Below are 14,746 nucleotides of genomic sequence, written 5' to 3' on the forward strand. Positions count from 1 at the left end.
AATAACTGGTGTGAAGACCTGCCGGAAAACCATGAGCCCCAGCTGGTGCCGCCGCAACTGCGCTGGCTGACAGAGCGGAATGATATTTACCTGGAGGTGCCCCGTTACCGGATTGAGGTGATGTGGGGGGGGGGTTATTTTTTCAGTAATATTGTCTGTTTTTTTAATGTTTTTTATGATTGTTACAGGAATTTATATGGAGTTTTATATATTGATTCCTTTACCTCTCATTGCATTTTCCATATTAATAAAATACGGCCTTACAACCTACTTTATAGAGCCTCGCAGCCAGCCAATACGCCTGAATCGCAAGCGGCAAAAACTCTATGTGTATAACTATAAACAGCCCTGGCAGCCCTGGCGGAAAGCCATAACCCGTATCAGTGTGTATAACTGGGCAGATATCCACGGAGAAGTCCATTTTGAAAGCACCCCGGGTATCCGTGGCTACCACCTGTATGGGGCGTTGTGTGAACCCGGCACCCACCAGGTGGTGGAACGTTTTGTGCTGGCGAAAGAGTGGGGGGAGCGGGAGCAACTGAACCAAATCTGGAGTTACCTGTGTATGTATATGCAGCACGACGATGAACTGCCACCGCCGCGCGAAGCGGGAACCCCGGACTTCTGGCAACCCCGTAAGGCCGATGCCTGGCCGGAAGCCATGGAGCGGGAATCCACCACGATATCACAGGTGTAGCTCACTTTTATGTGTGATGTGCATCATTTTATATGGTGTTTGCTGTATTTGAATTGTTTCTTTAAATGTACCACTTAGTCGAGTGTTTTTGTTTACTCAATTTAAGATGAAACTATGCCTGTTGATTTGAAAAAAATACCTGATGTGAGTTGTCGACCCAAAATGCCAGAAATTAAAAGATGGCTTGTTTTGTTTTCTTTTCTGGTGATTGTGTATGTTTTTATTTTGTATTTCTTTACGAACCTTGTGGGTAGTTTTTATTTTATTTTAGTACCTGCGTTTTTTGTTTTTTCTGGTTTTTATTTCGTGTTTTTTGTCTTCTCATTAAAGCATGTATCTGCTAATGCATGGGACAAGCAGAGAGAGGCGGTTATTCTCCAGGAGGTTCGCCGTGGGCGCAGATCATTACAAATCCTGGCGGCTGAGTATTGTACCGCTCATTCATTTATAGATACACCATTTACACCAGCAATCAACAATCTTCTGAATAATGAGAACGTACTTTTCCCTCAGTGTTCATGGCGAGGGGAAGATAATATTCGTTTAAGCCAGTTAGCCAGGTCTGAAGGAAGAGATGAAGAACATCATATCAGTGTATTATTTGCTGAGTTGGCAAAAAAAATAGCCATTCCCCTCTCTCAGTTGCCTGGAAGTAATCCTGTTATGTTGTTATTTGAAGCATCATCATCAATAGCAGATGATAAACTTGATAACTTATGGTCACAGGCCTGGCAAGCAGTGGGTATACAGCAATCTTATACATCTATTAATGGGTCTGGTCCTAAGGTAATTGATGACTGGCTTGATAATAACATTCGCAGCAAAGCGGTATTACTGATTATTGGATTACAGTACGTGCCTGAACATACGGCAATGTCTGCTGAAGTAATCAGCGGTATATTATTAGGTAATAGACTCACGCAACAAAAAATACATCCACTGGCGATTATCCACAGACCTGAACTTGTATTAAAAAACACAGATTATCAAAATAATATGATCACTCAGGCATTAGATTGGGTGCCTGTTAATGCAGATAAACTTAAACACCTTTGGATCAGCGGTGTTTTAGGGGGAACCGATGAGTGTCAGGTCCTGATGCACTCACTTGAGAACGAGCTTTTAACAGAGATTGACCGGAAAAAAGGCATTCACAATTTTAGTGATTTCATAGGTGGACCCGGTAAGGCCAGTATGAGTCTGGCTATTGCTGCAGCAACGCAATCGGTGAATCAAAAGCCTGAATATCATTTTTTAATTATACAGGAAAGTGCTTCTGCGAATATCTGGGGAATGGTTATCTCACCATGTTTTATTACTAAGGACAGTACGTAATGGGAAAAATAACAAAATGGTTCAAGGAAAATAACAGGCTTTATTGGTTTGTGGTAATCAGTGCCTTACTTGCTGGAAGTATACTCTATTATATTGTTCTTTTTTATTCGGCTTGGCTGGGTGTTATTCGTGATACACCTTCGTGGCATAGTTGGGAAAGTAATGTCAGAGTAAGTATCATCATATTTTCTGTTGTCAGTATCTTAATGTTTATAATTTTTTATAAAAGAGGCAAAGATGACTTTTTGTCTGAGAGAAATAATACTCCAGGAGATGATATAGCAATAGCCATTAACGAGAAGTCAGCAGACACTTCATGTTCTATAAATGTCGAAATTTGTGATTATCTGCGAAATCGCTCCGGGCCATTTTGGCGCCGCAAAGTCCGCCTGCTCCTGATTACCGGTGATGACGGTGCTGTCAGTCGCCTGGTCCCAGGTCTTAAAGAAAACCAGTGGCTGGAATGCAACGGCACCGTGCTGATATACGGTGGTAATCTGGATAGCCGGCCTGATGCTGAAAAGCTCAATGCCTTGCGTAAACTGCGCCGGTTCCGCCCACTGGATGCCATTATCCGGGTGCTGGACACCACACAGTCTCTGACTCCCCTGCGTAGTGACACAGACCTGCGTAGCCTGGAAAAGATCAGTGAGATCCTGCGTTATTCGCCCCCAGTCTGGCTGTGGCAACTGTGCGCCAGTGCATGGCCGCAGGAGGGCAGAGAACCACAGGCTGTGGGAATAACTCTGCCACGCAATGCCATGCCGGATGACGTGGAAGCACAGCTAAATGCACTGTTGCCGCAGTTACGCCAGCAAGGGTTGTCGCAGGTGGGGAGTAACTGGTCATATGATTTTTTGCTGCGCCTGGCATGGCAACTGGGGCAAGGGGGCAGCGCACAATGGAAGGCCCAACTGATCCCCTGGCTGCAAGGTGCGTCATCGCGTATTTCACTGAGAGGGGTGATGTTCAGCCAGCCTGAGCCTGTGGCAAAAAATGGTGGCAAGGAGACTACCCCAATGCATCCTCATGCGCTGGTGTTGCCACCAACCTGGCAGGGAGTGTTGAATGGCTGTGCGCGGGTACGTGGTTTTCGGGTGGGCCGCCCATGGGAGCCGGTACTTGCGTGGAGCCTGGCGGCTCTGTGCGCTGTCTGGTTTACCGGCCTGTTGATTTCAGCAACAGTCAATTACTACCATATTTCCACTGTTGCTGCTCGTGCTCACGCCCTGGATGTCAACCCGCCAGTATCAGATGCTCAGCTCACTGCTCTGCATGCCCTGCGCAACGATGCCGGGCGCTTGCAATACCACATCCGGCAGCGCGCGCCTTTGTACTGGCGTTTTGGTCTGGATCATAGCCAGCCGTTGCTGGATGCGCTGCTTCCTTATTACGGCAGGGCGAATAACCACCTGATACGCGACCCAGCCAGCCAGGCGTTGGCACAGTCATTACGTACCCTGGTGAATACCCCTCCGGACAGTAGCCAGCGGGCAGCACTGGCCAAATCCGGCTATGACCAGCTAAAAGCCTGGCTGATGATGTCACAGCCTGAGCGGGTGGATGCCGCTTTTTTTACCGAAGTCATGGCAAGCGTACAACCAGCACAGCCCGGCCTGTCGCAAGGGTTGTGGCAGGCACTGGCTCCAGATTTATGGGCGTTCTGGATGGATTTGCTGCCATCTCAGCCTGGCTGGGCAATTACCCCCGACAATGCCCTGGTGACCTGGAGCCGCCAGGTACTGTTACAACAGGTGGGGCAGCGTAACGCGGAAAGTAACCTGTATAACGGTATTTTGCTGGCTGTGCGGCGTAATGTGGCAGATGTCACGCTGGAAGACATGACAAACGGCACAGAGGTTGGGCGATTATTCTCAACGCGGGAAGTGGTTCCGGGAATGTTTACCCGCCAGGCCTGGGAAAATAGTGTCGCACAGGCGATTGACAGCGCGGCGAATGCCAGGCGAGAAGAAATTGACTGGGTTCTGAGTGACGGGCGGAATAGTGTCTCGGCTGATATCTCACCGGAAGCCCTGAAAACCCGGCTAACACAACGGTATTTTACTGATTTCGCCGGAGCCTGGCTGAATTTTCTCAATAGCCTTCAACTAACTCCGGCAAACACCATTGCCGATGTTACCGACCAACTGACCCTGATAAGTGATGTCCGCCAGTCTCCGGTTATTGCCCTGATGAACACGCTTGCCTGGCAGGGCCAGACAGGGCGGCAGGGGGAAGGATTAGCAGGCATGTTGTTGCGACCGGTTAAAAACCTGGCCAGTGGGCCGCAGCCTGTTATAGACCAGCTTGCCGCCGAACCACAAGGGCCACTGGATGATACTTTTGGTCCTTTACTGGCGCTGGCTGGCATTTCAGGTGGCACTGGCGTGATAAGCGCAGACAGCAGCTTAAGCCTGCAAACGTGGCTGACCCGTATTACGCGGGTGCGCCTGCGTTTGCAACAAGTGGCTGCAGCGCCAGACCCACAGGAAATGATGCAGTCCCTGGCGCAAACCGTGTTTCAGGGAAAAAGTGTGGATCTGACAGATACGCGCCAGTATGGCAGCCTGATGGCCGCGAGCCTTGGAGAAGAGTGGAGCGGTTTTGGCCGAACTGTCTTTGTGGAACCTCTGACCCGGGCATGGGAAGCGGTTCTGCACCCGTCAGCCATCAGCCTGAATGGCCACTGGAAACGCTCTGTGGTGGCTGACTGGCAGACTGCTTTTGGTGGGCGTTACCCACTGGCAGACAGCAAGAGTGAGGTGTCACTGCCAATGCTGGCTGAATTCATTCGCGCTGACAATGGGCGGATTGACCGTTTCTTGTCCACACAACTGGGAGGTGTCTTGCACAAGGAGGGCAGCCGGTGGGTTCCAGATAGCGCTAACAGCCAGGGTCTGACATTTGACCCGGCTTTTCTGGAAGCAGTAAACCAACTGAGCCAGTTAGCAGAGATCCTGTTTACCGATGGCCAGCAAGGTATTCGCTTTGAACTCCAGGCGCGCCCGGCACCAGAAGTGGTGGAAACTCGCCTGACCATTGATGGCCAGCAACTGCACTATTTTAACCAAATGGCCGACTGGCATACTTTCCGTTGGCCGGGTGAAACATACCAGCCCGGGCTGATGCTGACATGGGCATCAACCCGGGCTGGCACTCGTCTGTTTGGTGATTACACCGGCACCTGGGGGCTTGTCCGTTGGCTGGAACAGGGAACCAGCAAGCCTCTTAGTCGCAGTGAGTGGATGATGAGTTTCACAGCACCGGATGGCCGGGAGCTGGAGTGGGTATTACGTTCACAACTGGGGAAAGGTCCGCTGGCTTTGTTAGCCCTGCGGGGTTTCCGGTTGCCAGAAAAAATATTTATTGTGGAACCGCATATCTCCAGCCCAAACGCCCCTGTCGCCAGCAACAGCGTAGTGATGCAAGGAACTGAAGAATGAGTAACCTCCAGAATCTTATTTCCGCCTGTGGTACAGACGAAAAGACATTAAGAGCAAAAACGCAGTCGCATATTGTTGACTGGGAACGCTGGATGCAACCAATCAATGAAAACGACCCGACTGGGGGCGATTCGGGTTATGACGATGATTTCCAGTTGATGCGCGATGAAGTTAACAAACTCACCGGCACAGACACCGCCCTGATTTGCCAGCTTGCCGAAAAGCTACTTACTACTACCAGTAAAGATCTGCGTGTTATCACCTTTTATGTTTGGGCGCGCCTGCATCAGGATGGAGAAACAGGCCTTGCTGAAGGGCTTGAATTGCTTGCGGGTATGCTTGAAAAATATGGCACCCGTCTGCATCCTTTGCGCGAACGCACCCGGAAATCGGCACTTGAATGGTTAACCAGCCGCAAGGTTATGGACAGCCTGTTGCTGTACCCCGAAGTTGATATGGCTGTGATGCCACGTATTACTGGCGCTTTATTGTTAGTGGAACAGGCAATTGTGCAGTTAGATGCGCCGTCCCGGCCGGAGCTGGCACCTCTATACCAGGGGTTAAACCAGCGCCTTGAACAAAGCGGGGGAGCCAGTAGTCTTGTGCCGCAGAACAGCCGTGAAGAGAATAATGGCAGGCCTGCCACGAGATCTTCAGCACCTGTTATGTCTTCGGTCTCTTCGGGGCGGGATCTGCTTGATCAGGCTAAAGTGCTGGCAGCATACCTGCGTGATCAGCCCGGTGGCTGGCTTGCAGGGCATCACCTGATAAAGAGTATCCGTTGGGATACGCTGGCAACCTTACCTCCACTGGATTCAGCCGGCCGCACACGCCTGGTACCGCCAAAGCCGGATAACCGGGCACATCTTAAACGCCTGTATCTTCAGCAAAGTTGGAACGAATTACTAGAGCGTGCAGATAACTTACAGGCGCAGGGGGTTAACCACCTGTGGCTTGATGTGCAGTGGTATATCTGGCAAGCCCTGCTCAAAATGGATAACGACACTGTCCGGGCCGACATTATTTGCCGTGACCTTCAGGGCTTGCTAACCCGGCTTCCCGGGCTGGAAACCCTGGCCTTTGACGACGGCACTCCTTTTGCAGATGAAGTCACACTGAGCTGGATCAACGCCAGTGTGCTGGGCGAGGGTAACAACTGGAAAGAAGAACCGGTTAATGCACCAGACTTATCCGGTGATGCAGTACTGGCACTCGAAGCAGAAGCGATACAACTCGCAGACACCGAAGGCGTTGAGGCCGCCTTAAACTGGTTGCAACTCCGCCCGGGTTTTTCTTCTGCTAAAGACCGGTGGATGGTACGCCTGCTGATGGCAAGGGTAGCCGAACAGTACAATAAAAATGAACTGGCACTGCATTTGTTAAGTGACCTGGATAACCGTGCCAGCGCTCTCACCCTTGACCACTGGATACCTGAACTTATGTTTGAAGTGAAAGCCCGCTGGGTAAGGTTACTCCGGGCAAAAGCCGGGCGTAATGAGGCAGATAAACTGCGCCTTCAGGCAGAAATGGACACGCTGTTATCCGGGTTGATTGCGCTGGATCCTGCCCGGGCTGCGGTATTGTGTAACTGAATACACATGCAATTAATTGAAAGAGGGATGAGTTATGGCCAGAGGCCATTATCTGGTAATGGGCGACAAGACTACCTGCGGTGGAAGGATTATTGAAGGGGCAGTGGATCACCAGTTACTTGGTATGCCGGTTGCGTGTGAGGGCGATAAGGTCTCTTGTGGTCTGACTCCTTTTATTTATGTGATTCAGGGGGGAATATTAACTGACACGCTGCATGGGCGAAAGCTGGCGGGTACTCTTGAAAGTATCAGTACCTGCCCGTGTAAAGCTCGGTTCATTCCTTCACTCCCGCTGGATACTTATGAGTGAATCAGAGTATTGCTGTGCGCTGTGGTGTTATTTTATGGCAATTCAATTGCTGTGATATTTACGGCTAAAATAAATTAAATTTATTTTTTGTGAAGGTGATTATTGTTTTAATTGAAACTAATAATCGCTTTTTCTTTTTTTAAATTATATGTGGTGATTTTTTCCATCCCTGTGAGTGTTGCAAGTTAGTTTTTTTATATTTCACAAACAAAAAATAGTTAGTGAAAACTTACAATTATTACCCAAGTAGAAAATATTATGGATGATTTAACTCTGCGTTATTACGACGCTGAAATGCGTTACCTGCAAGAAGCAGGTGAAGAATTTGCCCGGGCTTACCCGGACCGGGCGGCCATGCTTAATCTTGATAAATCCGGTGCCCGTGATCCGTATGTTGAACGGTTGTTTGAAGGGTTCGCATTTTTAATGGGGCGGTTGCGGGAAAAACTGGATGATGACCTGCCTGAACTGACAGAAGGGCTGGTCAGCCTGTTGTGGCCTCACTATTTGCGCACTATTCCTTCGCTATCTATCGTCGAGTTTTCACCTGACTGGCGCGAAATGAAGGAAAGGCACCAAATTCGTAAAGGTTTTGAAGTGCTTTCCCGGCCAATAGGCGAAAAGGGAACTCAGTGCTGCTACACCACTACCCGCGAACTTGGCCTGTACCCACTTTCGCTGGAAAAGGTCTCTTTGAAAACTAATCAGAATGGGTGTTCAGTAATTAATTTCCGTTTCAGTTGCAGTAACCTTGCAGACTGGAGTCATATTAATCTGAGTGAACTCCCCCTTTATTTTAATGCAGATGCCCCGCTGGCCTGTGCAATGCACGAGGCATTTACCATGAATGCTGGCCGAATGTGGTTACAGTTATCAGATGGCAGTGAACCCCGTGAATTTGGCGGTTATTTTACTGCTTACGGTTTTGATGATGACGACAACCTGTGGCCAAAGAGCCACAGCAGTTTTAGTGGTTATCAGTTATTACTGGAATATTTTACCTTCCGTGAAAAGTTTATGTTCACCAGCCTGCGTGGCCTGGAAACCGTTAACTTCCCGCCAAATTTGCAATGGTTTGAGGTTGAGGTTCTCCTGGCCCGGCGCTGGGAGCATGATTTCAGCTTTAGCGAAAAACACATACGCCTGAACTGTGTACCCGTTATTAATTTGTTTCGGCTGGAGTCAGACCCGCTCAATATAAATTCTCTGCAAACGGAATACCTGTTAACGCCAATGCGGATTCAGGACGGTTATACAGAAATTTACGCTGTCGATGAGGTAACCTCATCCAGCTCACATACCTATGTGCCATTCTCAAGCTTCCGCCATAAAGGCGGCATGATGTGCCATGAGGCACCTGAGTATTACTATCATACCAGGGTTCGCCGTGGGCCGTCTGGTTTGCATAATACCTGGCTGATTCTGGGCGGGGAGGCCTTTGATAACCATACTGTCCCGGCTGATGAAAGCCTGTCCCTTACATTGACCGGAACAAATGGCCAATTGCCACGCCGGGCGTTGCAAAGCACGGTGCTGGATACCGTGATGAGAGCGACTGCTGTCAGTATCACGGTAACTAATCTGTGTGCACCTACGCTCCCTTGTTACCCACCCGAGCAGGACCGCTTTCACTGGCGTATTCTCAGCCACCTTGGCAGCAGCTTCTTATCCATGATGGATGACGCAGAAGTATTACGCGGCACGCTGGCGCTTTATGAATGGACTCACAGCGAGATGAACCGGCGCAGGCTGGAAGCGATTATTGATGTTAAGCATTCAGAAACCGAACGCTTTGAGCAAGGTTACCTGGTTCGTGGCGTGCAAATTGAGGTAGTACTCGACAGCCATGGTTTTGCCGGAAGAGGGGACATCTGCCTGTTTGGCGAAATGTTAAGCCGTTTCTTTGCCTTGTATACCGACATCTATCTGTTTAATCGCCTGGTAATCACCTTGCAACCAACCGGAGAACGACTGGAATGGGAAGAGAAACGCAGCCGTCATATTCCAGGCTGAGCCCGCGTCTGGAAGCAGAACTTCACCGGATAAACTTTTACCGTTTTTGCCAGTTACTGGAGAAAAAACAGCCGGGCAACCCACCATTAGGCTCAACCAGCCATCCCGCCGATGACCCGGTGCGTTTTTGCCCTCATCCTGGTATGGGGTTTCCGGTAAGTGAACTAAAACGTGTTGAATATGATGAAGAGGGCAGCCAAAACCCACCGGTTATCCGTACTACATTTATGGGCCTGTATGGCGTAGATTCGCCACTGCCAACCGCGTATCTCGACGACATCACGCAAAAACGTGAAGGGCACGAAGCACTACAAGGGTTTCTGGATATCTTCAACCACCGTATCCTCACCCAGTTTTACCGCATCTGGCGTAAATATTCGTATCCGACCACTTTCGAGCCTGGTGGAACCGACAATATTTCACAGTCGTTACTGGGTTTGGTGGGGTTAGGTATACCCGGTATGGCGAAGCATATTGGCACACCCGTATCGCGTTTTTTAGCGCTGTTGGGCATTCTGCGCCAGCCTGGAAAAACACAGGAGGGAATACAGGCACTGGTTACGTTGCTGGCACCTGAAACAGCTGCACAAGTTAGCCCTTATTGCCTGCGTCCGGTGGTAATCAGCCATCCGTCCGGCTTTTATGGCGAAGAGGATATGTTACTGGATGGCAATATGCCATTAGGTGATGAAGTCATGGACGCTTCCAGCCAGTTGTTGATAACACTGCGCACCGGGAATCACCAGGAAGCGCAGGGCTGGAGGCCGGATGGGCAGCTGTATCAGGATTTTCTGGTTATGCTGCGCGTATACCTTGGGTGGCGTTTTAAAGCCAAAATTCTCCTGACAGTGTGCACAGAAGCATTGAGTATGCGCCCGTTGGGAGAGTCGCCATTATGGTTGGGAATTAATGGTGTTCTGGGCGCTGAAGGCGAAGTTTTAGCTGCAGATATTCCGCCAACTTTTACCACCACTTTGGGCTATTACTCAGGCCTGCAACCCGCACCACAACGAGAGGGAAGTCGACGTGTCAGGTATCAATTTTCGTAATATAACTTTTTGGCTTGTGCCCTTTGTTGCATTCAGCCTTACCGGGTGTGGTTTAACGCAAAGTGTGGCAGAGGGAAGTAAATCTGCATTTAACTCGGTTTTCTACAAACAAATCAAAGTACTGCATCTGGATTTTACGGCTCGCGAAGCCCTGAACACAGATTCACGAGAGATGAATTCACTTTCAGAGCCTGTCGTTGTGCGGGTTTATCAACTTAAAGCCAGCCAGGCGTTTGAAAAGATAGTTTATGAACAATTACTGCGTGATGGTGAAAACAGCCTTAAAGAGGATTTACTGGCAACCCGGGATGTCGTGGTTAAGCCGGGCGGAGATGCTATGCTGGATATGCCGCTGGAAGCCGGAGCAAAATTTGTGGGAATTGCCGGTCTGTTTCGTGAACCAGATCGCAAAAATAACCACTGGAAACTCATCATCAAGCGTGAATCTCTTTTCGTAAATAATGCGCGCATCATTGAGTTGGGTGCGAACAGCCTGCGGTTATTGCCCGCTAAGGAGGAGTGATTGATGCAAAAGCAACATCATTCCCCATCTCTTTATGAAGTGCTCAGCGGTAATTTTACTGGTGGTTTTGACCTGCACCAGGTGAGTGAAGAAAACCTGGTTATTTTATCGGTACTGGACAACATGCAACGTATCCTGAATTGCCGGGCAGGCACACTGGCACACTTACCGGATTATGGGTTACCCGATATGGCAACCATTCTGCAGGGCATGCCAGGAACCGCCCACCAGTTAATGAGTACCCTCTCAGCAGTTTTGCTCAAATATGAACCCCGCCTGAAAAAGATAACCGTTGTTATGCTGGCTCAGGTGCAGGCAGGGGAACTGTGCTACGCCATTGATGCCGAACTGAAAGATATTGGTCTGGTGCGCTATGGCACCCAGTTTATGCCAGAGGGCAAGGTGTTGCTCAGGCATTTGAAACAACAGCGGTTCATCAACAACTCATCTGGTTTATAAGTTTATCTCACCACTGAGGGAACAGTACCTGTGAATACCCGAAAACACCTTCGTACAGGCAGCGACCCACGCTCACTGCCTGACTATATTGCTTTGCGTGATGAAATGCTGAAGCTCACCCATCCAGCACGGCCTGATGTGAACTGGCAATCGGCAGAAATGCTCTGCCTGCGGTTATTTGAACATAATGGAGTCGAATTACAGAGTGCGGCATGGTACACCCTTGCGCGTATGCACGTTGCTGGCCTGGCTGGCATGAACGAAGGGCTGGCTTTGATTAATGCACTGGCCGCGCACCAATGGTCAGTGATGTGGCCTGCCAGTGTGCATGCCCGTATGGAAATAGTAACCGGCCTTAATCAGCGCCTGCAGGCAGTCTTCCGTACTCAGGTTCGCCAGTCTCCCGATGACCTTGCTGAACTCTACCGGGCGCAACAAGGTCTGGATGAACTGGGCGAGACACTGGGCCGCCATGAACTCAGGCAAACCAGCCAGCTTGCTGCGCTTGGGCAACAGATAAAACAAGCGATTACCCGGCTGGAGAATATGCCGCGTGGCGAGCAATTTGCGCCGGATATTGTGTTGCCTGCCCAGGCAGTGACGCAGTTTGCTGAACCTCTGCGCCCGGCCAGAGAACGTCTGGTTTACATTGTTCCCCACGAGCCGGTAGTGGATGTTGATGTGCAGCCCGCACCGGGGAAAGTAAAGCGCCATAGCGTATGGCTGTTTTTAAGTGGTGCATGCACTGCACTATTGTTGAGTAGTGCGGTTAGCTGGGGATGGCATTATCTGAATACACCGCCCACAGGCCTGGCTCAGTTAAACGCATCTTTGGCACCGTTACCCGGCATCGTTCCTGAAGACAAACGTATGGCACTGAGCCAGCATGTAGGCGCAAAATCGCATGGCAGTGAAATGCTCCTCAAACAAACCCGTGAACAACTCGACTGGCTGGCAACGCTGGCTCCGGGCTGGCAACATCAGTATGCCCGGCAGTTACTGTCACAGGCCGCCTTTTTGTTGCCCTACAATACTGTTGTCGAGCCAATGACACGCGAATGGCAGCAACAGGCAGAAGCGAAGGCTTTACCTTTACCCCACCTAACCAACTGGCAGGACGGAATGGTAAAACTGCAACACCTGGCTGACCAGCTCAATGCTCTGGATGAGAAGCGCGGCAAGTACATGACGGTCAGTGAGCTGAAGTCGCAGGTTTTCGCTATAACCGAGGCGTTCCGCATGCATTTACCCACTGAAGAGCGGCTGCGCCAGTTGGCGCAGGCAGGTGATTCCGGCACCCAGCATGGTGCTTTGCAGTTACAGACCGAACTGCATATCAGGCAACTGCTTTACCGCTATAGCCTGATAAACATGCACCTGGGAAGCCCGGTTACCGGAACAAGTGGGAAACAATAACGGAGTGAGGTTGTAGTGACAGGCAATAACCTTAACAACCGGTTATACAAAAAACAAAGCCCCTGTACCGGGGCTTTGTTTTTGTTGCCAACAACTTAGTGGGATGACAAATCTGAGGTAAAATCACGCTTGGTGTAGCCGGTATACAGCTGGCGCGGACGGGCAATTTTCAACCCTTCTGCGTGCATTTCACTCCAGTGAGCAATCCAGCCAACGGTACGTGCCATTGCGAAAATTACCGTAAACATTGAAGACGGAATCCCCATTGCTTTGAGGATAATGCCCGAATAGAAGTCAACGTTCGGGTACAGCTTACGTTCAATGAAGTACGGGTCGTTCAGCGCGATGTGTTCCAGTTCCATTGCCACTTCCAGCAGGTCATCTTTCATACCCAGCTCTTTAAGCACTTCATGGCAGGTTTCACGCATTACAGTGGCGCGCGGATCGTAGTTTTTATAAACACGATGCCCAAAGCCCATCAGGCGGAAAGAGTCATTCTTATCTTTCGCACGGCGCACAAATTCCGGAATGTGTTCTTTCGCGCTAATTTCTTCAAGCATCTTCAGGCAGGCTTCGTTCGCACCACCGTGAGCAGGCCCCCAAAGTGAGGCGATACCCGCTGCAATACAGGCGAAGGGGTTGGCACCAGAAGAGCCTGCAGTACGTACGGTTGACGTTGAGGCGTTCTGCTCATGGTCCGCATGCAGAATCAGAATACGGTCCATTGCGCGTTCCAGCACCGGGTTAACTTCATAAGTTTCACACGGTGTTGCGAACATCATATGCAGGAAGTTACCGGCATAGGAGAGGTCATTTCGTGGGTAAACGAAAGGCTGCCCAATGGAGTACTTGTAACACATCGCCGCCACGGTTGGCATTTTGGACAACAGGCGGAAAGCCGCGATTTCACGGTGACGAGGAATATTCACATCCAGTGAGTCATGGTAAAACGCAGCCAGCGCACCTGTTACCCCGCACATGACGGCCATCGGGTGGGAGTCACGGCGGAAACCATGGAACAGGCGAGTAATCTGCTCATGGATCATGGTATGACGCGTTACAATCGTTTTGAACTCATCATATTGTTCCTGGGTGGGTTTTTCACCATACAGCAGGATATAACAGACTTCGAGATAGTTGGAGTTAGTTGCCAACTGGTCGATGGGGAAACCGCGGTGGAGCAAAATACCTTCATCACCATCAATAAAGGTTATTTTAGATTCACAGGATGCGGTTGAGGTGAATCCAGGGTCAAAAGTAAAAACCCCTTTTGAACCAAGGCTACGGATATCGATAACATCCTGGCCCAGGGTGCCTTGTAGCACGTCCAGCTCAGCGACAGAGCCCCCTTCGAGGGTTAGGTTTGCTTTTTTATCAGCCATTTACGGTCTCCTTAGCGCCTTATTGCGTAAGACTGCGGCTTTACCAGTTTGCTTTCATGGCCAGGTTGAAGTTTACCAGTTTGTTATATCAGCTCTCGTCTCTGTTTTTAGAGGATATGACCAGGGTACAGAGCGATGGGCGCTTGCAGGTAACCATTCAGACCGTGGTGAAACAACAGCAAATCAGGGTGTTAGCAGTCAGTATCATAAAATCTTTATATCACTAATAACTGTCCTGACTACTGCGGTCAATACCGACACACTGTTACATAACTTATTCTCAGGTGAAAGAGTGACCCTATAACTTTTGCGAATTATACGGCGTTTTCGGTGATGGATGTAACAATAATGTTTAATTTTTGTCAAATCAGATAATTAAAAATTAAAAAATTGTTGTTATCGTGATCGTGTTCACTGTTCCAGCCAAAAACACACAAACTATTTGTAGGTTAATTGTAATGATATTGTGAACATCCTATACTGCCGCCAGGTCTCCGGAACACACTGCTCCCGCGAGCCACCCAGCG

At 49.7% G+C, this 14,746-nt stretch carries 12 protein-coding genes and 1 pseudogene; 11 read left to right on the plus strand and 2 right to left on the minus strand.

The window, feature by feature from the left end; translation table 11 throughout:
• The 11 genes and pseudogenes from DES37_RS25935 to DES37_RS19785 form a co-directional block, all read left to right on the plus strand.
• A pseudogene (locus DES37_RS25935) lies at window positions 1–336 on the plus strand (hypothetical protein); the annotation flags it as partial.
• A complete protein-coding gene (locus DES37_RS25940; protein WP_342768401.1) occupies window positions 275–697 on the plus strand; it encodes a DUF6708 domain-containing protein in 423 nt (140 codons plus the stop codon). The pseudogene DES37_RS25935 and the gene DES37_RS25940, both read left to right, overlap by 62 nt.
• Before the next feature lie 114 nt (window positions 698–811).
• The gene (locus DES37_RS19745; RefSeq protein WP_110027459.1) at window positions 812–2,032 is read left to right on the plus strand and encodes a hypothetical protein; all 1,221 of its coding nucleotides are present in this window, start codon (window positions 812–814) and stop codon (window positions 2,030–2,032) included.
• Window positions 2,032–5,475 carry an ImcF-related family protein gene (locus DES37_RS19750; RefSeq protein ID WP_110027461.1) on the plus strand — a complete coding sequence of 1,148 codons (3,444 nt, stop codon included), beginning with the start codon at window positions 2,032–2,034 and terminating at the stop codon, window positions 5,473–5,475. Before DES37_RS19745 ends, DES37_RS19750 begins: the two co-directional genes overlap by 1 nt.
• A complete protein-coding gene (tssA, locus tag DES37_RS19755) occupies window positions 5,472–7,067 on the plus strand; it encodes a type VI secretion system protein TssA (RefSeq protein WP_110027462.1) in 1,596 nt (531 codons plus the stop codon). The genes DES37_RS19750 and tssA overlap by 4 nt, the downstream gene beginning before the upstream one ends.
• Window positions 7,068–7,101: 34 nt before the next feature.
• A complete protein-coding gene (locus DES37_RS19760) occupies window positions 7,102–7,377 on the plus strand; it encodes a PAAR domain-containing protein (protein ID WP_110027464.1) in 276 nt (91 codons plus the stop codon).
• 258 nt (window positions 7,378–7,635) lie between these two features.
• Window positions 7,636–9,390 (plus strand): type VI secretion system baseplate subunit TssF, encoded by a 1,755-nt coding sequence (gene tssF / locus DES37_RS19765; RefSeq protein WP_110027465.1) that lies wholly within the window; start codon window positions 7,636–7,638, stop codon window positions 9,388–9,390.
• Window positions 9,354–10,439: a type VI secretion system baseplate subunit TssG gene (tssG, locus tag DES37_RS19770; protein ID WP_110027466.1), complete on the plus strand. Its 1,086-nt coding sequence runs from the start codon at window positions 9,354–9,356 to the stop codon at window positions 10,437–10,439. The genes tssF and tssG overlap by 37 nt, the downstream gene beginning before the upstream one ends.
• Window positions 10,417–10,962 (plus strand): type VI secretion system lipoprotein TssJ, encoded by a 546-nt coding sequence (gene tssJ / locus DES37_RS19775; protein ID WP_110027468.1) that lies wholly within the window; start codon window positions 10,417–10,419, stop codon window positions 10,960–10,962. Before tssG ends, tssJ begins: the two co-directional genes overlap by 23 nt.
• Window positions 10,963–10,965: 3 nt before the next feature.
• Window positions 10,966–11,421: a type VI secretion system baseplate subunit TssE gene (gene tssE, locus DES37_RS19780; protein WP_110027470.1), complete on the plus strand. Its 456-nt coding sequence runs from the start codon at window positions 10,966–10,968 to the stop codon at window positions 11,419–11,421.
• A 30-nt stretch (window positions 11,422–11,451) separates the two neighbouring features.
• Window positions 11,452–12,837, plus strand: a complete 1,386-nt coding sequence (locus tag DES37_RS19785) for a VasL domain-containing protein (RefSeq protein WP_245930142.1) — start codon at window positions 11,452–11,454, stop codon at window positions 12,835–12,837.
• Between the two features lie 95 nt (window positions 12,838–12,932).
• Here the strand turns inward: DES37_RS19785 and DES37_RS19790 are convergent, their stop codons facing one another.
• Entirely contained in the window at window positions 12,933–14,219 is a 1,287-nt protein-coding gene (locus DES37_RS19790; RefSeq protein ID WP_036109362.1) for a citrate synthase, read from the minus strand.
• Window positions 14,220–14,423: 204 nt separating this feature from the next.
• Window positions 14,424–14,585: a hypothetical protein gene (locus DES37_RS26220; protein WP_425451728.1), complete on the minus strand. Its 162-nt coding sequence runs from the start codon at window positions 14,583–14,585 to the stop codon at window positions 14,424–14,426.
• Window positions 14,586–14,746 lie beyond the last annotated feature (161 nt).

Origin of the sequence: Mangrovibacter plantisponsor, from assembly GCF_003182475.1 — a bacterium.
Classification (GTDB): domain Bacteria; phylum Pseudomonadota; class Gammaproteobacteria; order Enterobacterales; family Enterobacteriaceae; genus Mangrovibacter; species Mangrovibacter plantisponsor.